A 22,999-nucleotide genomic window follows, 5' to 3' on the forward strand; every position below is an offset into this window, starting at 1 on the left:
GGACTGCGCGCTTCGCGCGAGCGACCGCCGAGCTCCAGCGAGGCGGGAGAATTGAGCGGTGCGGCTCAACGGCGGTGATCCCTGCCCTGAGCCGCCTTCAGGGCCCGCCCGCGGGGCGGCGACGGCATCGGGAGACCCAGCCATGAGCAATGCGTCCAGCAAGCAGATCGCCGTGATCGGTGCCGGCCTGATGGGCGCCGGCATCGCCCAGGTGTCCGCCCAGGCCGGCCACCCGGTGGTGCTGCGGGACGTGACCGAGGAGGCGCTGCAGCGCGGCCTCGCGGGCATCCGCGCCTCGTACGAGAAGTTCGTCTCCAAGGGCAAGCTCAGCGCCGAGGACGCCGAGGCCGCGCTGGGCCGGATCACCACCACCACCGACCTGGGCGCCGTCGCCGAGGCCGACATCGTGGTCGAGGCCGTGTTCGAGAACCTGGACGTCAAGGAGAGCGTGTTCCGCGAGCTGGACAAGCTCGCCAAGGACGGCGCCGTGCTGGCCTCCAACACCTCCGCCATCCCGATCACCCGGATCGCCGCCGTCACCCAGCGCCCGGAGTCGGTCGTCGGAGTCCACTTCTTCTCGCCGGTCCCGATGATGAAGCTGGTCGAACTGGTCCGCGGCTACAAGACCAGTGACGAGGCGATGGCCGACGCCCGCGCCTACGCCGAGGGCGTCGGCAAGGAGGTCGTGGTGGTCAACCGCGACGTGGCCGGCTTCATCACCACCCGCCTGATCACCGCGCTGGTCATCGAGGCCGCCAAGCTCTACGAGTCGGGCGTCGCCACCGCCGAGGACATCGACACCGCCTGCCGCCTCGGCTTCGGCCACGCCATGGGCCCGCTGCAGACCGCCGACCTGACCGGCGTGGACATCCTGCTGCACGCCGCCCGCAACATCTACACCGAGACCCAGGACGAGAAGTTCGCCGCCCCGGAGATCATGGCCCGCATGGTCACCGCCGGCGACCTCGGCCGCAAGAGCGGCCGCGGCTTCTACCCGTACGAGGGCAAGTGAGCCGGCGGAGCCTCTCCCGGGCCTGAACTGCCTGGTGGGCCGTGCGATCGGGGCATCGTACGGCCCGCTGTTCCGGGGCGGGTGAGTTTCCTCACGCCGGGCGCCGCAGACGGGTGATTTGGGCGGTAATCGAGCGTAGGTGTGGAGAGTTCCTGCGTATATTCCCTCGGACGAGTGAAGTTGCTTCAGATCAGGGCGAAAACCAGAACCTGCGGCGCTGCTCCACCGTCAGATGAGGGAACCCGGCATTCCGACCGGGGCCGGGCGCGGACCGAGCCGCCACCGGCGTCCCGCCCGGGCAGTCCCACCCCGATCCAGCGGCCACCCCGCCTCCCGGCCCGTCACGGCCAGGGCCGGCCGACCCCCAGAAGACAGACCGGCCAGGCCACCCAGGCGAAGGAGGAGAGCATGCGCATCACCGGCGACCACACGGCGCTGGCCATCGAAGGCCGCCTCGACGTGCGCACCGCCGCCGACGCGCGGTCCCGGCTGCACCAGGCCGTGGACGGCGGCCGCGGCGACCTCGTGCTCGACCTCGGCCGGCTGGAGTTCTGGGACGCCACCGGCCTCGGCGTGATCATGGGCACCCACCGGCGGGCCGGCCGGATCGGCCGCCGGCTCGTGCTGCGCTCCGTCCCGGCCCAGCTCCAGCGACTGCTGGTGGCCACCAAGCTGCACCGCATCCTCGCCGTCGACGGCGGCATCCCCGAGGTGCAGGTCCTCTAGACCCCAGCGGGGTGCGCCCCGCAAGGGGGCGCGTACGGCGGCGCGCGGCAGGCGCAGCACTCCGGCCCGCCGGGACGCCCGGCAGGTCGAGGACGGCCCGTCAGGCCTTCACCTTCCCCGCACCCGGACCGCGCTGCACGGCCGGGCCCGGATGTGCAAGAGTCTGCCCGTCAGATGACGGCCGCCCGGGGCCGGGTGCCCACAGCCCGCCCGCGGCCGCGACCGAGACGTGTGCCGGCCGGCGCGGGGCGCCGGCGGCCGAACACGATGCGGAGCAGAACGTGGCACAGCCAACCGGGGAGTTCCGGCAGGAGGCCGTCCGCACCCGCGGCGGCGAACTGGTCTCCGGCGGCCTGCTGGTCGGCGTCGGCGCCCCGGACGGCTCCGAGGCCCGACCCTGTCCGGAGGAGTGGCGGCCCCGCCCGCGCCGGATCGAACGCAGCGAGCCCGCCCGCGGCCCGGTCGGCGGCGTCGGCCGGGCGGTCGGCCCGCTCGCCCTCGGCGCCGGACCCACCGACCTTCCGCTGCTCGACCGCGAGGCCGACATCGCCGAACTGCTCGGCCTGCTCGCCGAAGGCCGCTCGATACGCCTGGTCGGCCAGGCCGGCTCGGGCCGCAGCACCCTGCTGTCAGCCGTCGCCGAAGCCGCCGCCGACCTCGCCCCCGGCGGTGTCGTCCAGCTCTGCGGACACCGCCGCACCGCCGCCGACCTGCTCCAGGACCTCTTCGCGGCCACCCACCACGCCCCCGGCTACCGGCCCGACCCCGGCCAGCTGGCCGCCCACCTCGCCGGGGTCGGCGCGGTCGTCGTGATCGACGAGGCCGAGCCGACCGGCGCCGAGCTGGAGGAACTGCTCGCCGCCGCCCCCGGCTGCGCCTTCCTGATCTCGGTCGCCCCGGGCGGCCCGCAGCTGCCGGCCGGATCCCGGCTGCAGGACCACCTCGTCCCCGGGCTGTCGCGGGCCGCCTGCCTCGCGCTCACCGGCCGGCTGGCCGGGCGTCCGCTGGACGTCGCCGAGAAGGCCTGGGCCGTCGACCTCTGGTTCGAGTCCGAGGGCCTGCCGCTGCGCTTCGTCCAGGCCGCCGCGCTGCTGCGCCAGCGGGACGTCTCGGTGGACGCGCTGGTCGCCGCCGAGGAGGACCGGCGGGACGTCTTCGGCGCGGTCGAGGAGCCCGTCCACGACCCCGACCCGGCGATCCGGGAGAACGCGCTGCGGCGCACCGTACCGCTGCCCTCGGTCGCCGAGACCGCCTCGCCCGCCGTCCGGCTCGCCGAGGGGCTCAGCGAGCCCGCGAAGGCCGTGCTGAGGCTGGCCGTCGCGCTCGGCGGCGAGTGCCCCACCGCGCCGCACCTGCCCGCCCTGATCGACGTCGGCCAGGGCGAGAGCGCGCTGGCCGAACTCGCCGACGCCGGGCTCGCGGTGTCCATCGGCGGGCACCACCGGCTCACCGCCGGGGCGCTCGACCTGCTCGCCCCGCACTGGCCGGCCCGTGGCTGCGTCGACGGCGCCGCCCAGCACTTCGCCTGGTGGGTCGGGCACAGCTCGGTGTCGCTGGAGCAGATCGCCGCCGAGGCCGAGGTCCTGGTCGGCGTGCTGCTCGCGGACCGGACCGCCGGACGGCACGACGCGGTGGTCCGGCTGGCCCGGGCGGCCGCGCCCGCGCTGGCACTGGCGCTGCGCTGGGGCGCCTGGGAGCGGGTGCTGCAGCTCGGACTGGAGGCGGCCCGGCACACCGGCTCGACGGTCGACCAGGCCTGGTTCCACCACGAGGCGGGCGTGTACGCGATCTGCCTCCGGCAGCCGTCCCGGGCGATCGCCGAACTGGAGAGCGCGCTCACGCTGCGGGCCGCCGCCGGAGAACAGCGCGGGGTCGCCGCCGCGCGCCGGATGCTCGACCTGCTGCGCGCCGACGGCCGGCAGCTGGGCGCCGCCCCCGCCGCGGCGGCGCCGGGCCGCGGGCCGGTGATCCGCAAGATCGCCGCCCGGGTGCCGGCCGGACTCAAGGCCCGCGCCGGGAAGCGGCGCCGGGTGGTGGTGGCCTCCGCGGCCCTGCTCACCTTCGGAGTGCTCGGTACGGCGGTGGCGATGAGCGTCACCGGGCCCGACGAGCCCAAGGGGAACGACCCGCACGGGCGGATGGACCAGGTCGGTGACACCGGCAACGCGCCGGTGCCGCTGCCGTCCGCCGACAGCGGTCCGGGCACCGCCGGGAGCGGCGGCACCGAGCCGGGCGCTCCGGCGGGGGCGGGGACCAGCCCGGAGCCCTCGGCGAGCGGCAGTGCGTCGCACTCGCCGAGCGCCTCGCCGACGAGGCGGCCGAGCGCTTCGCCGGGGGCCACCCAGTCGGGCGTCCCGCAGGGGCAGCCGCAGCAGCCCGCGCCGGGCCAGCCGCAGCCGCCGCAGCAGTCTCAGCCGCCGGCGCCGCAGTCCCCGCAGCCGTCGGTGCCGAGCCACAGCCCGTCGGCCCCGACGACCAGCCCGAGCGCGTCGTCGGCACCGTCCACGCCGCCGCCCAGCCCGACCACGACGGCCACCGCGACCACCTCGGCGTAGAGCTGACCGGTCAGAACAGCTTGAGCTTGTCGTCGTCGATGCCGCGCAGCTCGTCGTAGTCCAGCACCACGCAGCCGATGCCCCGGTCGGTGGCCAGCACGCGGGCCTGGGGCTTGATCTCCTGCGCGGCGAAGACGCCCTTGACCGGGGCCAACAGCGGGTCCCGGTTGAGGAGTTCGAGGTAGCGGGTGAGCTGTTCGACACCGTCGATCTCACCGCGGCGCTTGATCTCGACGGCGACCGTGGCACCGTCGGCGTCGCGGCAGAGGATGTCGACCGGGCCGATGGCGGTCGGGTACTCACGGCGGATCAGCGACCAGCCGCTCCCGAGCACCTCCATCCGGTCGGCGAGCAGCTCCTGGAGGTGCGCCTCGACGCCGTCCTTGATCAGGCCCGGGTCCACCCCCAGCTCGTGGGAGGAGTCGTGCAGCACCTCCTCCAGCGTGATGATGAGCTTCTCGCCGGCCTTGTTGACCACCGTCCAGACCCCGTCGGCCTCCTTGAGGGCGCACGGCGGGGACATCCAGTTGAGCGGCTTGTAGGCGCGGTCGTCGGCGTGGATGCTGACGCTGCCGTCGGCCTTGACCAGGATGAGCCTGGTGGCGGAGGGCAGATGGGCGGAGAGCCGACCGGCATAGTCGACTGAGCAGCGGGCAATTACGAGACGCACGGTCGACCACGCTAGCCCACCGGGGCCAGTTGATGCGATTCCGAGACGACCGGGTGAAGAAAGCGCGAACCCCGCGAACATGGAGGTTCGGTGCTCCCGCCGCCGCTCACCGCGCTCTGGCGTACGCCCCCTCGGGTCGCTACGGTGTGTGACGCCACGGATGCGGGGTCGCTGTCAACGGGGATGGAGACTTCAGGTGAACGATCCGGCAGGATCAGGCCAATCTGGTGTACCGCGGCGTATTTCCGAAGCAATCCGTAGGAATGACCAGCCCGCTCCGTCGTTGACTGCCACGCTGTTCTGACGCGGTCGGTGTTCAGGACGTCACGTCCCGTGGCGCCGCCGCCTTCGCTCCAGGTGCCGGAAACCCCCGTCCCACGGTGTTCCGGACACCACCTGCGAGACCGCCCACCCTCACTGTGAGCTTGGACTACGCATGACCACCCGGGCGCCGCCGCGGGTGGACCGCGAGAGGAGAATCCATGTCGCTCGACGTCTCACCGGCCCTGCTGGAAAAGGCTGAGCGGGGCGAGGTCGACGAGCGGGAATTCGTCGACTGCGTCCGCGTCTCGCTGCCGTACGCCTGGGACCTGATCAGCTCGCTGGTCGCCCAGGCGAAGGTCGACGGCACCGACTTCGCCGACAACCAGGTGCCGCCGCCCAGCGAGCAGGCCCGCGGCCAGCTGCTGCGCGCCCTGGCCAGCGACGCCATCCGGGGCGCCCTGCAGCGCCACTTCGGGGTCCGGCTGGCGTTCCAGAACTGTCACCGGGTGGCGGTGTTCCTGCCGTCGGACGCCAACGAGGCGCGGTACGGCCGCTTCACCTCCGTCCGGGAGCAGCTGCTCAACCAGTCCGAGGAACTGCGGGACTGCTGACCCGGCCGGTGCCGGCCGCCCCGTCCCCCGGTGCGGGGGGAGGGGCGGCGGTCCGGCCGCCCGGCGGTCCGTACGGTCAACTCAGCTGCGGCAGCACCTCGGAGCCGAGCCGGGCGATGTTGTGCAGGGTCGCCTCGTGGTCGCCGCTGCCCTCCGCGAGCAGGGCGAACCGGCGGATCCCGGTGCGCTCGGCGGTGGCCAGCAGGCGGTCGGCGCACTGTTGCGGGGTGCCCACCGCATGCAGGTCGCAGAGCAGTTCGGTGTACTGGTGCGGGTCGCGCATCTTGCGCTCGCGGCCGTCCACCGTGCGGTGGGCGCCCAGCCCGTACTCGAACCAGCCGGGCATCGCGTTCAGCAGGGTGGCGCGGGCGGCCGAGGCGCGGTCGTCCACCTGGGCCACGCCGGCCGCGACGTGCTGGCGGGTCACCCGGCGCAGCTGCTCCTCGCCGCGCCCGGCGGCCAGCCAGGCGGTGCGGTAGAGCTCCAGCATCCGCAGCTTGTCGTCGTCGCCGGAGTGCATGCCCAGCAGCATCGGCAGTCCGCGCTCGGCGGCCAGCTTCACCCCGCCCGGGGAGGTGCAGGCGACCACCACCGGCGGGCCGGCCACCGGCCGTCCAGCGGCGGTGAGTTCCCCGGCCAGGCCGTCGACGTCCTGGCGCTGGCGGGGGAAGCGCACCGGGGCGCTCGGCTCGTCCAGGCCGAGCCAGCTGCCCAGGCCGGGGCGGCGCGGCGCTTCGGTGGCCTGCGGCACCACCGCCACCTCGGGGAAGGCGAACTGGGGCCCGTCCGCGCCCACCCGGGAGCCGCGCAGCCAGCGCAGCAGCAGGTCCAGCCGCTCGGGGAAGCCGTTCTCGAAGGCGTCCAGGCCGGCGCCGAACACCTCCAGGTCGATCCACGGCCCGCCGCGGCCCACCCCGAGCGTGAAGCGCCCGCCGGAGGTGAGGTGCAGCAGCGCGGCCTGCTCGCCGAGCGCCACCGGGTGGCCGGTGGAGAGCACGCTGACCGCGGTGCCGATGTCGATCCGGCGGGTGCGCCCGAGCAGCAGTGCGGCGAGGGTCGCGGCGTCGGGGCAGACCCCGTACGGGACGAAGTGGTGCTCGGCCAGCCAGACGCTGTCCAGGCCCGCGCGTTCGGCCTCGACGGTGGCCCGGACGGTGCGCTCCAGTGCCTCGCCGTGGCTCTGCCCGGGGAACTGGGCGGACAGCAGGAAGGCGCCGACCCGGACCGGTGCGGTGTCCGGCGGCAGTGCGCCGGTGCGCTGCGCGGCGGTCAGCGGTTCACCCGCGACGGCGGTCGGCGGCGGTACGGAGGTCAGCGTCGGGCCGGGGGCGGGCGGGCGCACGCCGACGGGCCGGCGGGTCTCGGCGCGGGGGCTGGTCTTGGTCATCCTGGGGCCTCCTCGGGTGCACGCAGGGTCTGCGGGCCCCGCCTGTCCACTCGTGGGTATCCGATGTCATGTGCCAATGGCACGCGGAACCCCGAATTTCCCCGATGATCGGGTGGATCTCGGCAAAAACCCCGGAGGGTCGGCCGGGACCGTGATAGAGGCCACGGGAGGCCCGGCGGGCGGCGGGGCCCGATCCGGCCAAGGCCCGAGGACAGGCCCTAGGCTGGAACGACTTCGAGCCCCGGAAGAGAGGCAGTCCGCCGTGCCCCGCCGCAACCGGATCAAGACCGACGCCCCCCGCGAGAGCGCCGAACCGGCGGCCGCCCCGCTCGGCGGCTCGCTGCGCCGCACCGAGAACTACCAGGGCGACGACTGGGTGGTGCAGACGGTCGCCGGCACCTCGGGACGGTTCTACCGCTGCCCGGGCTGCGACCAGGAGATCCCGCCCAGGATGGGCCATGTGGTGGCCTGGCCGATGCACGGCGGCGGTGTGGACGACCGGCGGCACTGGCACCGCGCGTGCTGGGGAGCGCGGGAGCGCCGGGCCTCCAACGTCCTGCGAGGCCGCGGCGCTCCGCGCTACTGAATCCTGAACTCCGTTACGCGTCGCGGTTCTTGAGCACCAGCGCGCCGCCGAGCAGCGCTGCCAGGGTCCAGGCCAGGCAGATCGTGAAACCCGCCCACGGCCCGTACGGCTGGCCGTTCTGCTCGTACACCAGGAGCATCCGGGAGCCCGCGTAGTCGGGGAAGTAGTGGGCCAGCGTCTTGACCTTCGGCACCGCCGAGAGGATCGGCGAGAGCAGGAAGAAGAACGGCACCAGCACGCCGAGCGCGAGCGTCTGGTTGTGCAGCATCGTGGTGACGCCCGCCGAGAACAGGCAGAGCATCGTCAGGTACAGCGCGGCGCCGAGCACCGCGCGCAGCACGTTCGGTTCGCTCAGGGTGGTGGAGTGCGAGCCGAGCAGCGCCTGGCCGACGAAGAAGGTGATGAAGGCGGTCACCAGCGAGACCGCGAGGGCCAGCCCGCCGAGCACCAGCGCCTTGCCGGCCAGCAGGGTGCCGCGCTGGGGGACGGCGGCCAGGGTGACCCGGATCATGCCGCTGCTGTACTCGTTGCCGATCGCCAGCACGCCGAAGACGATGATGGCCAGCTCGCCGAGCATGATGCCGGAGAAGGCCGTGCCGGTGGCGTCGAACGGGGCCTGCTCATGGCGTCTGAACTCGGTGAAGTTGTTGTTGGTGAGCAGGGACAGCAGCGCGCCGATGCCGACGGTGACCACGAAGGCGAGCGCGAGCGTCCAGACGGTGGAGCGGACGCTGCGGATCTTCGTCCACTCGGAGCGAAGGATCGCCGGGAAGGACGTCATCTCAGTTCTCCTCCTGCCGTGCCGCCGCGGTCGGCCGGGCGGCGTCCGCCTTCCAGCCCGCGCCCCAGTCGCCGGGTGCGCCGGCCGCGTCCCGGCCCGGGCCGTCGCCCGCGTGGTACTCCACCGAGTCCGCCGTCATCTGCATGAACGCCTCCTCCAACGAGGCCTGCTGCGGGCTGAGTTCGTGCAGCACCAGGCCGTGCTCGGCGACCAGTTCGCCGAGCTGGGCGATGTCGCCGTCGACCACCTCGTAGGAGCCGTCCGGGCCCGGTTCGTGCCGCAGTCCGGCCCCGGCCAGGACGTCGAGCAGACGCTCGGGGTGGGGGCTGCGCATCCGTACGGCGGAGCGGGAGTTGCGCCGGATGAACTCCGGCATCGACAGGTCGGCGAGCAGCCGGCCCTTGCCGATGACCACCAGGTGGTCGGCGGTGACGGCCATCTCGCTCATCAGGTGGGAGGAGACGAAGACCGTCCGGCCCTCGCCGGCGAGCCGCTTCATCAGGTTGCGGATCCAGAGGATGCCCTCCGGGTCCAGACCGTTGACCGGCTCGTCGAACATGACGATCTCCGGGTCGCCGAGCAGTGCGGAGGCGATGCCCAGGCGCTGGCCCATGCCGAGCGAGAAGCCCCGGGCGCGCTTGCGGGCGACCGGGGTGAGGCCGACCAGGGCGAGCACCTCGTCGACCCGGCGCTCGGGGATCCGGTTGCACTGGGCGAGCCAGAGCAGGTGGTCGCGGGCGGTGCGGCCGGGGTGGACGGCCTTGGCCTCCAGCAGGGCGCCGATGTACTTGAGCGGCTCGCTGAGCTGCCCGTAGCGTCTGCCGTCGATGGTGACCCGGCCGCTGGTGGGCCGGTCCAGGTCGAGGATCATGCGCATGGTGGTGGACTTGCCGGCGCCGTTGGGCCCGAGGAAGCCGGTGACCACCCCCTGGGGGACCGAGAAGCTCAGCCGGTCCACCGCGAGCGTCTTGCCGTAACGTTTTGTCAGGTCGTGCAACTCGATCATTCGCGCTCCCTTACTCTCTGTCAGGCTAGGACAAAGCGGATGGCGTGGCCCGTCGAGTGGGCCCGCTGAGTGGGCTCACCGGGCGCACCGGAATACGGTGGGCGGCATGAGCGAGCAGAGCGAGCGAATCATGGTGAGGTGCGCGTTGGCGAAGGCCCCTGCCGAGCGTAGCGAGGTGGGCGCATGAGTGGGCTCCCCTCGGCGGTTTCGGTTCGGGAGAGCGGTACCGGAACACCCCTCGTGCTGCTGCACGCCTTCCCGTTGAACTCCTCGATGTGGTCCGCCCAGCTGGACGCGCTGCCCGGACTCACCGGGGACGAGGTCCGGGTGCTCGCTCCCGACCAGCGGGGATTCGGCGGCACCGCGCTGGGCACCGACGAACCCTCGCTGGACCTCGTCGCCGACGACCTGGCGCTGCTGCTGGACGCGGCCGGGATCGACCGCGCGGTGGTCGGCGGGCTCTCCATGGGCGGCTACGTGGCGCTCGCCTTCGCCCGCCGGCACCCGGACCGGCTGTCCGGCCTGCTGCTGGCCAACACCCGCGCCACCGCCGACACCGACGCCGTCCGGGCCGACCGGGAGCGGATCGCCGCCGCCGTCACCGCCCGCAACAGCGTCCGGCTGCTGGAGGACGAGCGGGTGGCGGCCAGGCAGCTCGGGCCCGACTCGCAGCACCTGGTGGAGCGGGTGCGGACGATGGTGGCCGCCGCGTCGCCGGCCGCCGTCGCCTGGGCCCAGCGGGCCATGGCGGCCCGCCCGGACTCCCTGGACGTCCTGGCCGGGCTCCGGGTGCCGGTCTCGGTCCTGGCGAGCGCCCTGGACGCCCTGGTGGCGCCGGAGGAGGCCGAGCTGATGGCCCGGACCCGCCCGGACGCCGAGCTGACCGTCGTCCCCGGCGTGGGCCACCTCAGCGCCATGGAGTCCCCGGGGGCGTTCGACGCCGCGGCCCGCCGACTGCTCCTCCGGGTGGCCGCCGGATGAGCCCGGACGAGGTGGGCTGGGACTTCTCCGCACTGGAGGTCACCGGCCGGATGCCGGTGACCAACCGCGGCGAGGGACTGGTGGAGCTGACCCTGGAGCCGCTCGGCGAGGACTACTGGATGCGCCCCGGCGAGACCTTCATCGTCACCTCGTACGGCGACTACGGATCCGGGCACCCGTTCGAGGTGCAGTACTGGCCCGACTCGGTGTCGGTCTGGTGCACCTCCTGGTTCGGCACCGTCTCGGACGACGAGGGGAACCAGCTCAGCAGCGGGCACCAGCGGCCCGACGGGGCCTACCCCCGATGAAAGAGTGCCCGAGACAGTGACACCGTGACGCGCGACAGGCCCTCACCCTGACGGGTGAGGGCCTGTGCGGCGACTACGTCGGCGGCTGCGTCAGCGCGACTGCTGGGCGGGCACGCCCATGGTGTCGTCGTTCGGCAGCGAGGCGGCGGCCACGGCCGCGCCGGTCAGCGTCGCCAGCATCTCGCGGACGTTGGTCAGCTGGGCGTTGATGCTGTCGCGGCGGTTGGTCAGCGCCGCCAGCTCGCGCTCGGATTCGCTGCGGATGCGGTCCGCCTTGGCGTTGGCGTCCGCCACGATGTCCTCGGACTGGCGCTGGGCCGTCTCGACGGTCTGGCGGGCCCGGCGCTCGGCGTCGGTGCGCAGCTTCTCGGCCTCCAGACGCAGCTGCTCCGCCCGGTGCTCGATCTCGGCGAGGCGCTTCTCGGCCTTGGCCTGACGGGCGGCCAGGTCGCGCTCGGACTGCTCGCGGCGCTTGGCCAGGTTCGTCTCGAACTCCAGCGCGGCCTGGGCGGCCTTGGTGCGGGTCTCCTCGAAGAGGGCGTCCGCCTCCTCGCGCTTGTTCTGGGCGTCCTTGTTGGCCTCGGCGCGCAGCTGGGCGGAGTCGCTCTTCGCCTTGTCGACGATCCGCAGCCCCTCGTCCTCCGCCTTGGCCTTGCGGTCCTTGGCGTAGTTCTCCGCCTCGGTGCGGACCTGCTGGGCGGCGGCCTCGGCCAGCTCGCGGTGCTGCTCGGAGGCGCGGTGCGCCTCGTCGCGCAGGTCCTTGGCCTCCTCCTCGGCGAGCCGCAGGATCTTCTCGACCCGGGCGCCGAGACCGGCGTAGGAGGGCTCCTGCTCGGCGACCGCCGCCTGGGCGGTCTGGGTCTCCAGGTGGAGTTCCTCGATGCGCTTCTCCAGCGCACTGATCCGGGTCAATGCGCTGTCACGGTCGGCCACCAGCTTGGTGATCCGCTCGTCGACCTGGGCGCGCTCGTACCCACGGCGCACCAGGTCGAAGCCGTGAGGGGAGTGACTGTCGCTCATGGGACTCTGGGCTTCCTGTCGTCAAACCGCTGGGGTGGTTGAGGGAATCCTGACACGGTACCGGAGTGTCGACGGCGAAATGCCGTTGTCTCACGGACAATGACCGCCAATGTCCGCTCAATCGGGTGGTGCGTTCTTGGAGCGATTGCCACCCGACCGGGGGGAGCCCACTCCGGCACCGGCCTTGGCGCCCCCGTCCTTCTTGGTGTTGCTTCCCCCGTTGGCCTGGGCGACCGGTGACGGTGCCTCGAACGCCTCCAGCGCCGAGAGCACGTCCTGGACCCTGGAGATCTCGGTGTTGATGTCCTTGCGGCGGCGCACCAGCTCGTCCAGCTCCCGCCGGCCCTCGTCGGTGACCCGCTTGGCCTCGGCCTTCGCCTCGGCGACCAGCCGCTCGGCCTCCGCCTTCGCCAGCTCGACCTGCTCGTCCGCGGTGCGGTCGGCGTCGCGCAGCCGCTTCTCCGCCTCGGTGGCCGCGCTGTCGAGCCGCTCCTCGGCCTCCGCCTCGGCCGAACGCAGCTTGGCCTCGGACTTCTCGATCAGCGACTCGGCCCGGTCGGTGGAGTTGGCGAGCTTGGTCTCCGCCTCCTTGAGCAGGCCCTCGGCCTTGCGGACGGCGGACAGCCGGACCTTGCTGGCCTCCGCGGAGGCCTCCGAGGTGAGCTCGGCGGCCCGCTCCTCGGCGGCCGCGACCAGGGCGGCGGCGCGCTCCTCGGCCTCGGCCACGGTGGCCACCGCCTGCTCCTCGGCCTCGGTCAGCTGCTCCTGGGCGGCCGTCACCAGCGCGTCCACCCGCTCGCCGGCCGACTTCATGGCCGCCGCGTTCTCCTTGCGGGCCCGCTCGTGCAGCGCCTCCACCTCGGCGTCGGTGCGCTCGCGCAGCTCCTCGGCGCGCTCGCGGATCGCGGTGGCGTCCCGGCGGGCCTCGGCGAGCAGCGCGTCGGCGTCGGCGCGGCCCTTCTCGACCTCGGCCTGACCGGCCGCCTCGCCGGCCGCGACCAGCCGGTCGGCCTCCTTGCGGGCGGCCGCGACCATCGCGTCCGCCTGCTCCTCGGCGGCGGCGGTGGTGGCCAGCGCGGTGGTCTGGGCGTCCTCGCCGAGCGACTCGGCGTCCGCGAAGGCCTTCTCCAGGACGGCCGTGGCCCGCTCGCGGGTGGCCTTGTCGAACTGCTCGGCGGCCTCCCGGGTCTCCGCGTCGTAGGCGTCCGCGCGGGCGTGGGCGGCGGCGTCGTACTCGTCGGCCAGGGAGCGGGTGGCGAGGGCGTACTCCTCGGCCTCGGCGCGCAGGTTGGCGGCCAGCTCCTCGGCGTCGGCGACCGTCCGCAGGCCCTGGGCGTCGGCCTCGGCCACCGTACGGGCGGCCTGCGCCGCGGCGTCCGCGCGCAGCTGCTCGGCGGCCTCCTGGGCGGCCCGCAGCTCGGCCTCGGCGTCGGCCCGCAGCTGCTCGTCGTAGGCCTGGGCCTCGGCCCGGCGGCGGCCGAGGTCGGCCTCGGCGGCCTCGCGCTCGGCGGTGAGCTCCAGCTCGGTGTGCTCGCGCAGGGCGGCGGTCTCGGCCTCGGTGCGGGCCCGCAGGTCGGCGGTCTCGCGGTCGGCGAGTTCGCGCTGCTCGGCGGTCTCGTACTCGGCCAGGGCGCGCTGCTCAGCGGTCTCCCGGTCGGCGAGCTCGCGCACCTCGGCGGCGTACCGGTCGGCGGCCTCGCGCTGCTCGGCGGTCTCCCGGTCGGTGAGCTCGCGCTGCTCGGTGGTCTCCCGCTCGGCCAGGGCGCGCGCCTCGGCGGCGTCCTGCTCGGCCAGGGCACGGGTGTCCGCGGCCTCCTGCTCGGCGGTGGCCCGCAGCGCGGCGATCTGATCGGCGGCGGCCTCGTGCAGGCCGGCCACCGACTGGCGGACCTCGGCGGCCTCCTCCTCGGCGGTGGCGACCAGCGCGGCGCCCTCGGCGCGGGCGGCGGCCACCAGGTCCTCGCCGTCGGCGCGCGCCTGTGCCAGCTCGGCGGCGGCCTCGGCGCGGATGTCCTCGGCGGTGGCCCGGGCCTCGGACAGCTCCCGGCCGGCCTCGGCCCGGACCGTCTCGGCCTGCTCGTTGGCCAGCGCCAGCTCGGCGGCGGCCTTCTCCCGGGTGGCCTTGGCGTCCTGGGCGGCCTCCGCCCGGCGCTGCTCGGCGGCGGTGCCGGCCTGCTCCAGCAGCTCGTCGGCCTCCGTGCGGCGGTCGACGGCGTACTGCTCGGCCTCGGCGCGCAGCTCCGTGCTGTGCTGCTCGGCCTCGGTGCGGACGCGGTCGGCGTACGCCTCGGCGCTCTCGCGGTGCTGGGCGGTCTCCTGCTGGGTGAGGGCGCGCAGTTCGGCGGCGGCCTGCTCGGCCTCGGCGCGCTGCTCGGCGGCGTACCGGTCGGCGCTCTCGCGCAGCTCGGTGGTCTCCGCGGCGGTGCGCTCGGTGAGGTCGGCGGCCGTCCGCTCGGCCTCGGTCCGGACGCGGTCGGCGTAGGCCTCGGCGTCGGTGCGCAGCTCGGTGGTCTCGGCGGCGGTGCGCTCGGTGAGGTCGGCGGCCGTCCGCTCGGCCTCGGTCCGGACACGCTCGGCGTAGGCCTCGGCGGCCTCGCGGACCTCGGCGGTCTCCCGCGCGGTGCGCTCGGTCAGCTCGGCGGCGCCCTGCTCGGCCTGCTCGCGGGCGGTCCGGGCGCCGGCCAGCTGCTCGGCGGTCTCCTCGCGCTCGCGGTGCAGCTCGGCGGCGGCCTCCTCGTGCGCGCGCCGGCTCTCCTCGCCGAGCGCGTTCGCGGCGGCCTCGGCCTCGGCCCTGGTCCGGGCGGCCTCGGTGTCGGCCTCGGTGCGCACCCGCTCGGCGTCGGCGACCGCGGCGTCCCGGACGGCGTTCGCCTCGGCCTGGGCCTCGGCCGTCACGGCCTCCGCGGCGGCGTTCGCCTCGGAGCGCACCCGCTGATCGAACTCGGCGGCGGTGCGCCGGAGTTCGGCGGTCTCCCGCTCGGCGGCGGTGCGGTTCTCGGCGGCCGCGGCCTTGGCGGCGGCCAGGGCGTCCTGGCCCTGCTGCTCGGCCGCGGAGGTGATCTTCCCGGCCTCGGCGCGGGCCCGGGCCAGGGTCTGCTCGGCCCGGCCCTGGGTTTCGGCGGCCTGCTCCTGGGCCTGCTCGCGCAGCCGCTCGATCTCCCCGGCGGCACCCGCGCGCAGCTCGTCCGCGTCGGCCTTGGCCCTGGTGAGCAGCTCCTCGGCGTTCTTCGCCGACTCCTCGATCTGCAGGACGGCCTGGCGGCGGGCGTCGCTCCGGGCCCGGTCGGCCTCGGCGGCGGCCTGGGCGCGCAGCTCCTCGGCCTCGGCGCGCAGCCGGGCCGCCTCGTCCTGCATCTGCTCGATCCGCTCGCGGATCGCGGCGGCGTCGTCCAGGGCGGCGTTCTGGGCCTGCTCCACGGCGGCCTGGGCCTGCTCGCGCAGCCGCTGGGCCTCCGCGTGCGCCTCGGCCCGGATCCGCTCGGCCTCGGCGGAGGCCTCGCCGCGGGCGGCCTCGGCGTCCTGGTTGGCCCGGCCGAGCACCTCCTCGGCGGTCTTGGCGGCCTTGGCGAGGTGGACGGTGGCGTCCTTGGCGCCGGCCGCCCGGCCCGCCTCCTCGGCCTCGCCGCGCAGCCGCTGGGCGTCGGCCGCGGCCTGGGCCCGCAGCTCCGCCACGTCCCGGTCGGCCTGGGCGCGCAGCTCGGCGATCGCGGCCGCGGCCTCGGCCTTCAGCTGGGCGGCGACCGACTCGGCGGTGGCCCGCAGCCGCTCGCCCTCCTCGGCGGCGGCGGCCTTGGCGGCGTCCGCCTCGGCCTGCCTGGTGGCCGCCTCGGCCCGGACGGCCTCGGCCTCGGCGCGGATCGCCTCGGACTCCTTGGTGGCCTGGGCGACCAGGCGGGCGATCTCGGCCCGGGCGGTCTGCGAACGCTGCTCGGTGGCGGCCTCGCCGTCGGCGACCTTGCGCTCGGCGGCGGCCTCGGCGTCGGCCTGGAGCTGCTCGGCGGCCTGCTCGGCCTGGGCGCGCAGCTCGGAGGCCTCCCGGCGGGTGCGCTCGGCCTCGCCGATCGCCTCGGCGCGCAGCCGCTCTATCTCGGTCTTCGCGGCGCCGAGCTGCTGCTCGGCGCGGGCCTGCTCGGCGGCGGCCTGCTCCTTGAGCCGGCCGATCTCGGCCTGCGCGGCGGCCAGCTGCTGCTCGGCGGCGGCATGGGCGGCGGCCAGTTCCAGCTGGGCCTGGCCGCGGGCGGCGTCCACGTCGGCGGCGGCCTGGGCACCGGCCTGCTGGGCGTGCTCGGAGGCGGCGCGCAGCAGTCGCTCGGCGTCGCTCTGGGCCTTCTGCAGGGCGGCCTCGGCGGCGGCGTGGGCCTCGCCGCGGGCGGCGTCCACGTCGGCGGCGGTCTGGGCGCGGGCGTGGTCGGACAGGGCGGCGGCCTCGGCGCGGGCCGCGGCGACCATCCGCTCGGACTCGGCGCGGGCGTCCTGCAGCAGGCGCTGGGCCTCCTGCTCGGAGCCGGCCCGGGTCTGCTCGGCCCAGCCGTTGACGTGCTGCTCGGCGGCGCGGCGCAGCTCGGCGAGCTCGTCCTCCAGCTGACGGCGGCGGGCGGCGAGCTCGGCCTCCAGCCGGGCGGTGCGCTCGGCGGCCTCGGCCATGATCCGCTGGGTGGCGGCCTGGGAGTCGCGCAGCTGGCGTTCGGCGTCGGCGCGCAGCTGCTGAGCCTGCATCTCGGCGGTGCGGAGCAGCTGCTCGGCCTGGCCGGAGACGGCGTCGAAGGCGCGCGGCTGGGCAAGCATGCGCCGGGACTCGTGCAGCTTGGCCCGGAGCACCTCCACCTGGTAGGCGAGGTCCTCGGCATGCTCGACTGCCTTGTCCCGCTCCTTCCGAGTCCGACCCATCTCGGCCTCGAACTGGGAGAGGTGATCGTCAACCTCGTAGCGGTCGTTGCCCCGCACTCCGCGGTCCCATCCATCTCCTGGTCGCGTCCTCGACCCGGCCGGTCCGTGGCCCCCGTGTTCCGGGTGCCGGTCCGACTGGTCCTTGCATCCGCAGCCACCGGACATCCCCAGACCAAGCCGGGGCCGTCCACTGCGGTCGTCGGAGCCCTGGTCGTGGGAGCGCGGGCGTGCCGCGTTCCCCCGTCCGGGTGGACTCCTGGGCGAACTCTTGCCTGTGGAGAATGGTGACAGATCCGTCTTGCGACTGTTCAGCCGTGCCCGCGTACTGGACTCCCCTGCGACGGGCCGACCACCGGAGGGCGGACAGGCCTGTCATCGGCCGTGCCCGTCGTCTCCGTCCCCCGGAGTCTTCGCGCACCTGGGCATTGTAGTGGGAGCGCACCACGGGGGAATGGCCACGTCGGGGTTTTCCGGCCGCCGGACCACGTTACTGACGGGTCGCTAGGGGTGACGGCCGCGCGTAGCGAGGCGAATTCAGGAGGTGCCCGGCTCCGTGAGGCGGCTGCCGAGCGCCAGCGGGGCGGGTGCGGCACGGTGGGCCGCCCGGGGGGCGGGCGGCACCGGGGCCGGTTTCAGTGTTCTTCGGGCCCGCCCGGCTGGGCCGAGGTGACCAGCTCGGTCAGCACGCCGCCGCAGTCCTTCGGGTGCAGGAAGGTGATCCGGGAGCCCATCGAGCCGATCCGGGGCTCGTCGTACAGGACCCGTACGCCCTTGCCGCGGATCGCCTCGGCGTCGCCGTCCACGTCGGCGGTGCCGAAGGCGATGTGGTGCACGCCCTCGCCGTTCTTCTCCAGCCACTTGGCGACGGTGGAGTCCGGGCGGGTGGGCTCCAGCAGCTGGAGGTACGAGGCGCCGCCGTCGTCCGTCCCGTTGATCCGGAGCATCGCCTCGCGGACGCCCTGCTCCTCGTTGACCTCGCTGTGGAACACCTCGAAGCCGTAGGTGGCGCGGTAGAACTCGACGGTCTTGTCGAGGTCCCGGCAGGCGATGCCGATGTGGTCGATTCGGGTCAGCATGGCGACCTCCAGGGCGGTGGACGGAAAGTGGCACCCAGTGCAGCGTACGGTCCGGAGCCGGCGCCAGTGCCGGAGGTGCGAGCCTGCTCACACCCCGGCCTTCACCCGGACGTTCACCCGGACCGTGTTGACACGGTGTTGACTGGATGGTGCCAGTGCGCTCGATCACACCGTCGCTCCGGTGACGGGCGGAAAACGGGTCAGTACCCTGAGCGCATCCTCACCTGGCCACGACGTGCGAAGGGGCCCGTCCCATGACCAACACCACCTCTGTGATCGTTGCCGGTGCGCGGACCCCGATGGGTCGCCTGCTCGGCTCTCTCAAGGGCTTCTCCGGTGCCGACCTCGGCGGATTCGCGATCAAGGGCGCGCTGGAGCGGGCCGGCATCACGGGTGAGCAGGTCCAGTACGTGATCATGGGCCAGGTGCTGCAGGCCGGCGCCGGCCAGATCCCGGCCCGCCAGGCGGCCATCAAGGCCGGCATCCCGATGAACGTCCCGGCGCTGACCATCAACAAGGTCTGCCTCTCCGGCCTGGACGCCATCGCCCTGGCCGACCAGCTGATCCGGGCCGGCGAGTTCGACATCGTGGTGGCCGGCGGCCAGGAGTCCATGACCAACGCCCCGCACCTGCTGCCGAAGTCCCGCGAGGGCTACAAGTACGGCGCGGTCGAGGTGCTCGACGCGATGGCGTACGACGGCCTGACCGACGCCTACGAGAACATCCCGATGGGCGAGTCCACCGAGAAGCACAACACCCGCCTGGGCATCTCCCGCGAGGTGCAGGACGAGATCGCCGCCGCCTCCCACCAGCGGGCCGCCAAGGCGCAGGCCGACGGCGTCTTCGAGGCCGAGATCGTCCCGGTCGCCATCCCGCAGCGCAAGGGCGAGCCGGTGCTGTTCAGCCAGGACGAGGGCATCCGCGCCGACACCACCGTCGAGGGCCTGGCCAGGCTGCGCCCGGCCTTCACCAAGGACGGCACGATCACCGCCGGCACCTCCTCGCAGATCTCCGACGGCGCCGCCGCGGTCGTCGTGATGAGCAAGGCCAAGGCCGAGGAGCTGGGCCTGACCTGGATCGCCGAGATCGGCGCCCACGGCAACGTGGCCGGCCCGGACAACTCGCTGCAGTCGCAGCCGTCCAACGCGATCAAGCACGCGCTGGGCAAGGAGGGCCTGGAGGTCGCCGACCTCGACCTGATCGAGATCAACGAGGCCTTCGCGGCCGTCGCCCACCAGTCGATGAAGGACCTCGGGGTCTCCGCCGACATCGTCAACGTCAACGGCGGCGCGATCGCGCTCGGCCACCCGATCGGCATGTCCGGCGCCCGCGTGGTGCTGACCCTGGCGCTGGAGCTGCAGCGCCGCGGCGGCGGGGTCGGCGCGGCCGCGCTGTGCGGTGGCGGCGGCCAGGGCGACGCGCTGATCGTGCGCGTTCCCGGTGAGCAGGGCCCCAAGGCCTGATCTGCTCTGAACCCTCGGGGCTGCGGACCGCCACAAGTGGTCCGCGGCCCCTTCGGCATCTGCCGACAACCGCCGGCATCTGTGCAAGGAGATCCTGATGATCGATGTCGCCACGCTGGTCGAGCAGGCGCGGGAGGGCCGGCCGCGGGCGGTCGCCCGGCTGATCACGCTGGTCGAGAACGCCGCCCCGCAGCTGCGGGAGGCGATGGCCGCGCTCGCGCCGTACACCGGGCAGGCGTACACGGTGGGCCTGACCGGCTCGCCCGGGGTCGGCAAGTCGACCTCCACCTCGGCGCTGGTCTCCGCCTACCGGCGGCTCGGCAAGCGGGTCGGGGTGCTCGCCGTCGACCCGTCCTCGCCGTTCTCCGGCGGGGCGCTGCTGGGCGACCGGGTCCGGATGCAGGACCACGCGACCGACCCCGAGGTGTTCATCCGCTCGATGGCCACCCGCGGGCACCTCGGCGGGCTCTCCTGGGCGGCCCCGCAGGCGCTGCGGGTGCTGGACGCGGCCGGCTGCGAGGTGATCCTGGTCGAGACCGTCGGCGTGGGCCAGTCCGAGGTCGAGGTCGCCGCCCAGGCCGACACCGCCGTGGTGCTGCTGGCCCCCGGGATGGGCGACGGCATCCAGGCCGCCAAGGCGGGCATCCTGGAGATCGGCGACGTCTTCGTGGTCAACAAGGCCGACCGGGACGGCGCCGACGCCACCGCCCGGGAGCTCAACCACATGCTGGGCCTCGGCGAGGCCCGCGAGCCGGGGGACTGGCGCCCGCCGATCGTCAAGACCGTCGCGGCGCGCGGCGAGGGCGTCGACGAGGTGGTCGAGGCGCTGGAGAAGCACCGCGCCTGGCTGGAGGAGACCGGCGAACTGGCGGCCCGCCGCCGCCGCCGGGCCGCCCAGGAGATCGAGGCCATCGCCCTGGCCGAACTCCGCGCCCGGATCGGCGACCTCTCCGGCGACCGCCACCTGGCCGGCCTGGCCGAGCGGGTGGCCACCGGGGACCTGGACCCGTACGGCGCGGCCGACGAACTCGTCGCCGGCCTGACCACGGCCTGAACCCGCACGAAGGGGCGGTCGCCACAGCCCCACCCCACCCAGAGCTCTGCCGCCCCCGTCGCCGCTTCGGCAAATGCCGAAGCGGCGACGGGATTGTCCGGCCCCGCTGCGTAGGAAGTCGGCTGGGCCGATCTCCTGTGTTCAGGGGGTGGCGGTGGTTCGGGTGGCCTGGGTGCGGCAGTGGGTGAGGGCGGGTTTGATGCGGGGGTCGAGGCTGGGTTGGGTGGTGAGGAGTTCGCCGGCGGTCACGAGAGTGGTCCAGTACTGGGCGGGGTTGCCGGTGGTGGGGAGGGGGCGGGCGGCGGCGAGGGAGAGGTAGGCGGTGGTGAGGTTGCCGGTGGTGAACCAGCGGGTGAGGCCGTGGTGGTGGCCGGGGCGGATGCCGCCCATGGCGTCGATGGCGGTGAGGAAGAGGTCGACGACGGCGAGGTCCGTGGCGGTGAGGGCCTTCGGGACGTCGAAGACGCCCAGGGCTTCGAGGAGTTCGCCGACGTCGGCTTCGGAACCCGGGCGGGGGTCGGCAAGGAGGGTGTCGTGGCAGTCGTCGAGGCGGATGGTGGCCTCGGCGAGCGGGATGGAGAGGGCGAGGCAGACGGCGCGCGCGGCGGGCAGGGGCTGGCCGGAGCGGTGGGCGAGGACGGCATACGCCTCGGCGGGGGTCAGTCCCCGGTCGAGGGCGTGGCGGGCGAGGGTCGGGAGGGGAGGGAGCATCGGCGTGGGTGCTTTCAGGCGGTGGCGAGGGCGGGGGCGACCAGCGCCCAGACGAACTTGCCGATGCCGCCGGCCCGGGGGCAGCAGCCCCAGCGCGCGGCGAGCTCGTTGACGAGGAAGAGGCCGCGCCCGTGTTCGTCAGCGGGGGTGGGGGTGCGGAGGGTGGGGCGCCCGGTGCCGGTGTCGTGGACTTCGATGCGGAGGTGGTGGGAGACGAGGGCGAAGCGGACTTCGACGAGGCGGTCGGTGGGGGCATCGGTGTGCTGGACGGCGTTGGCGAAGAGCTCGCCGAGGAGGAGTTCGGCGATGTCGCGGTAGCGCTCGCCGGAGGGGAGGGCGGCGAGGTAGGCGCGGAGCAAGTGCCGGGCCAGAGGCGTGGATTCGACGCAGGAGTCGAGCCGGGCGGCGAACATACGGGGGCGGCGGCAGGTTTCGGGCATGGCGAAGTACCCCAAGGCAGCAGTGTCGTAGGCGAGGTGTCCACGGAGGCTCAGGGCCCTGTGCGCCCTTGATGGCGGTGGGCCGTCCGTTCGCAAATACAGACAGTAAGTGCTTGACTACAGCTGAATATGAATCGGCGGAATACTGCCCTATCCGTCCAGGTGGAAGCGGTCCGACATGCGACGAAGCTTCTCCCGAGTGGCTGAGCGCTCGGCATAGACGATCTTCCGCAGTGTGGCGCGGGCGATCGGATGGTTGCGGACGAGCTGTGGGGCGATCCTCTCCGCCGTTTCCAGAGCCTGGAGTGCCTTGCTTCGATTGCCGTCCCACAGCCAGGCGCGGGCCAGATCCATGTGGTGGTGGCCCTGCCTGGAGCCTGGAAGTGCGGCAACCTTCGCCGGGTCGGCACGCTCGTTGAGAATTAGCGCCCGGGCGTGATCGCCCATCTCCAGCTGGACGGACACGGCGTGGATCTGAACGTTGCCCTTGGAGAAGGTCAGCGAGTGCCGGTCGAAGATCGGCCCGGTCCGTCTGACCATCAACTCAGCTGCGGTGTGCGCCTGCTGGATGCGGTCCTCGGCCTCAAGTCGGTAGCCGGCGCGCGCAGCCGACACGGCTGCGCGCAAGTGGAATGTTCCCCAAGCCCGCACAGCCAGTGGGTCGCTGACTCGGTACTGGTCCTCGACAAGCCGAAGTGCTTTGTCGGACAAGGCCAGTGCGTCGTCCCAGTCGGCGGTGGCCCACATGTCCCACACGCGCATCCAGTCCGCGACGGCCTCCATCACCGGGTCGCCGGACAGTCGGGCGGACCAGGCGGCCCGCTCACAGGCCATGGCGACCAGCTCGGGATGCCCGAGTACATGGGCAGCCGTGTGAGCGAACTTGCACTCGATCGCATAGATCGCGAACGCTTCTTCGCGTTCGTGGCCGGTGGATACCTCGGCCAAGGCCCGCGACTCGCGGAGCATGTCCGGAAGCGCCGTCAGGATGGCCACGTTGGCTGCCGCGTCTCGGAGCCGGTGCAGGCGCTCGGTTTCGTGCCACAGCTCGACCGACGGCCGGGGCGTGCCGTCGAAGACCGGAGTGAGGTCATATCGGCGAAGCTCTCGCACGATGGCCGCCGCTGACACCTGCCATTGGTTCTCCGAGGCCTTGCCTGCGACGAACGGACGCTCTATGAGGTCGTTGGGGTGGCAGTGGAGTGCTGCCGCAAGCTGGTTGATGATGTTGGCCCGGTCGAGTTCGATCGCCCCCTTCTCGACCTTCGACACCCAGCCCTGGGTCCTGCCGATGGCAACGGCCAAGTCGGCCTGGGGCATGCCCAGTCGAAGCCGAGCTCGCCGCACTCGCTTGCCGATCGACTCGCGCTCCTCCAGCACGGCAGTCCTCCTGCGGTCACGCCCGCCCGCCCGCTCCATGGGCTGCGGTGCCACTAGGAAGCTACCGCGTTGGGGTCGGTC

General features: G+C 73.9%; 19 protein-coding genes. 9 read left to right on the forward strand and 10 right to left on the reverse strand.

Annotated elements, in window-relative coordinates; genetic code table 11:
* The first annotated feature begins 142 nt into the window (after positions 1-142).
* The 3 genes from ACZ3YL_RS19090 (at position 143) to ACZ3YL_RS19100 (ending at position 4,293) form a co-directional block, all read left to right on the forward strand.
* On the forward strand, positions 143-1,012 hold the full coding sequence (locus ACZ3YL_RS19090; protein ID WP_465658607.1) for a 3-hydroxyacyl-CoA dehydrogenase family protein: 870 nt from the start codon (positions 143-145) through the stop codon (positions 1,010-1,012).
* 408 nt (positions 1,013-1,420) lie between these two features.
* Positions 1,421-1,738, forward strand: a complete 318-nt coding sequence (locus ACZ3YL_RS19095) for an STAS domain-containing protein (protein ID WP_188302965.1) — start codon at positions 1,421-1,423, stop codon at positions 1,736-1,738.
* Between the two features lie 281 nt (positions 1,739-2,019).
* Positions 2,020-4,293: an ATP-binding protein gene (locus ACZ3YL_RS19100; RefSeq protein ID WP_465658609.1), complete on the forward strand. Its 2,274-nt coding sequence runs from the start codon at positions 2,020-2,022 to the stop codon at positions 4,291-4,293.
* Between the two features lie 10 nt (positions 4,294-4,303).
* Here the strand turns inward: ACZ3YL_RS19100 and nucS are convergent, their stop codons facing one another.
* On the reverse strand, positions 4,304-4,963 hold the full coding sequence (gene nucS / locus ACZ3YL_RS19105) for an endonuclease NucS (protein ID WP_188306031.1): 660 nt from the start codon (positions 4,961-4,963) through the stop codon (positions 4,304-4,306).
* Between the two features lie 482 nt (positions 4,964-5,445).
* Here nucS and ACZ3YL_RS19110 point away from each other — a divergent pair, with 482 nt between their 5' ends.
* Positions 5,446-5,838: an SCO5389 family protein gene (locus ACZ3YL_RS19110; protein WP_188306032.1), complete on the forward strand. Its 393-nt coding sequence runs from the start codon at positions 5,446-5,448 to the stop codon at positions 5,836-5,838.
* A gap of 76 nt (positions 5,839-5,914) precedes the next feature.
* Here the strand turns inward: ACZ3YL_RS19110 and ACZ3YL_RS19115 are convergent, their stop codons facing one another.
* The gene (locus tag ACZ3YL_RS19115) at positions 5,915-7,225 is read right to left on the reverse strand and encodes an LLM class flavin-dependent oxidoreductase (protein WP_465658612.1); all 1,311 of its coding nucleotides are present in this window, start codon (positions 7,223-7,225) and stop codon (positions 5,915-5,917) included.
* A gap of 262 nt (positions 7,226-7,487) precedes the next feature.
* Here ACZ3YL_RS19115 and ACZ3YL_RS19120 point away from each other — a divergent pair, with 262 nt between their 5' ends.
* Positions 7,488-7,811 carry an ATP/GTP-binding protein gene (locus ACZ3YL_RS19120; protein ID WP_188306034.1) on the forward strand — a complete coding sequence of 108 codons (324 nt, stop codon included), beginning with the start codon at positions 7,488-7,490 and terminating at the stop codon, positions 7,809-7,811.
* 13 nt (positions 7,812-7,824) lie between these two features.
* On the opposite strand, the gene ACZ3YL_RS19125 is transcribed toward ACZ3YL_RS19120, so the two are convergent.
* Positions 7,825-8,592, reverse strand: coding sequence for an ABC transporter permease (locus ACZ3YL_RS19125; RefSeq protein ID WP_188306035.1), 768 nt, complete (start codon positions 8,590-8,592; stop codon positions 7,825-7,827).
* A gap of 1 nt (position 8,593) precedes the next feature.
* Positions 8,594-9,598 (reverse strand): ABC transporter ATP-binding protein, encoded by a 1,005-nt coding sequence (locus ACZ3YL_RS19130; protein ID WP_188306036.1) that lies wholly within the window; start codon positions 9,596-9,598, stop codon positions 8,594-8,596.
* A 183-nt stretch (positions 9,599-9,781) separates the two neighbouring features.
* Here ACZ3YL_RS19130 and ACZ3YL_RS19135 point away from each other — a divergent pair, with 183 nt between their 5' ends.
* Together ACZ3YL_RS19135 and ACZ3YL_RS19140 are read left to right on the forward strand one after the other, a co-directional pair.
* The gene (locus ACZ3YL_RS19135) at positions 9,782-10,579 is read left to right on the forward strand and encodes an alpha/beta fold hydrolase (protein ID WP_188306037.1); all 798 of its coding nucleotides are present in this window, start codon (positions 9,782-9,784) and stop codon (positions 10,577-10,579) included.
* The gene (locus tag ACZ3YL_RS19140) at positions 10,576-10,887 is read left to right on the forward strand and encodes a hypothetical protein (protein WP_188306038.1); all 312 of its coding nucleotides are present in this window, start codon (positions 10,576-10,578) and stop codon (positions 10,885-10,887) included. The genes ACZ3YL_RS19135 and ACZ3YL_RS19140 overlap by 4 nt, the downstream gene beginning before the upstream one ends.
* Before the next feature lie 90 nt (positions 10,888-10,977).
* Here the strand turns inward: ACZ3YL_RS19140 and ACZ3YL_RS19145 are convergent, their stop codons facing one another.
* From ACZ3YL_RS19145 to mce, 3 genes are all read right to left on the reverse strand, one after another.
* Positions 10,978-11,907 carry a coiled-coil domain-containing protein gene (locus ACZ3YL_RS19145; RefSeq protein WP_188306039.1) on the reverse strand — a complete coding sequence of 310 codons (930 nt, stop codon included), beginning with the start codon at positions 11,905-11,907 and terminating at the stop codon, positions 10,978-10,980.
* A 117-nt stretch (positions 11,908-12,024) separates the two neighbouring features.
* The gene (locus tag ACZ3YL_RS19150; RefSeq protein WP_465658615.1) at positions 12,025-16,851 is read right to left on the reverse strand and encodes a hypothetical protein; all 4,827 of its coding nucleotides are present in this window, start codon (positions 16,849-16,851) and stop codon (positions 12,025-12,027) included.
* Between the two features lie 575 nt (positions 16,852-17,426).
* The gene (gene mce / locus ACZ3YL_RS19155) at positions 17,427-17,870 is read right to left on the reverse strand and encodes a methylmalonyl-CoA epimerase (RefSeq protein ID WP_188303893.1); all 444 of its coding nucleotides are present in this window, start codon (positions 17,868-17,870) and stop codon (positions 17,427-17,429) included.
* Between the two features lie 254 nt (positions 17,871-18,124).
* Between mce and ACZ3YL_RS19160 the strand changes: the two genes are divergently transcribed.
* A complete protein-coding gene (locus ACZ3YL_RS19160) occupies positions 18,125-19,333 on the forward strand; it encodes an acetyl-CoA C-acetyltransferase (protein WP_465658617.1) in 1,209 nt (402 codons plus the stop codon).
* Between the two features lie 97 nt (positions 19,334-19,430).
* Positions 19,431-20,387: a methylmalonyl Co-A mutase-associated GTPase MeaB gene (meaB, locus tag ACZ3YL_RS19165; RefSeq protein ID WP_465658619.1), complete on the forward strand. Its 957-nt coding sequence runs from the start codon at positions 19,431-19,433 to the stop codon at positions 20,385-20,387.
* A 141-nt stretch (positions 20,388-20,528) separates the two neighbouring features.
* Here the strand turns inward: meaB and ACZ3YL_RS19170 are convergent, their stop codons facing one another.
* From ACZ3YL_RS19170 to ACZ3YL_RS19180, 3 genes are all read right to left on the reverse strand, one after another.
* Positions 20,529-21,098: a hypothetical protein gene (locus tag ACZ3YL_RS19170; protein ID WP_465658620.1), complete on the reverse strand. Its 570-nt coding sequence runs from the start codon at positions 21,096-21,098 to the stop codon at positions 20,529-20,531.
* A gap of 14 nt (positions 21,099-21,112) precedes the next feature.
* Positions 21,113-21,538 (reverse strand): ATP-binding protein, encoded by a 426-nt coding sequence (locus ACZ3YL_RS19175; RefSeq protein WP_465658622.1) that lies wholly within the window; start codon positions 21,536-21,538, stop codon positions 21,113-21,115.
* Positions 21,539-21,688: 150 nt separating this feature from the next.
* On the reverse strand, positions 21,689-22,918 hold the full coding sequence (locus ACZ3YL_RS19180) for a helix-turn-helix domain-containing protein (protein ID WP_465658624.1): 1,230 nt from the start codon (positions 22,916-22,918) through the stop codon (positions 21,689-21,691).
* Positions 22,919-22,999 lie beyond the last annotated feature (81 nt).

The sequence above is a fragment of the Kitasatospora sp. NPDC023176 genome, assembly GCF_055560495.1.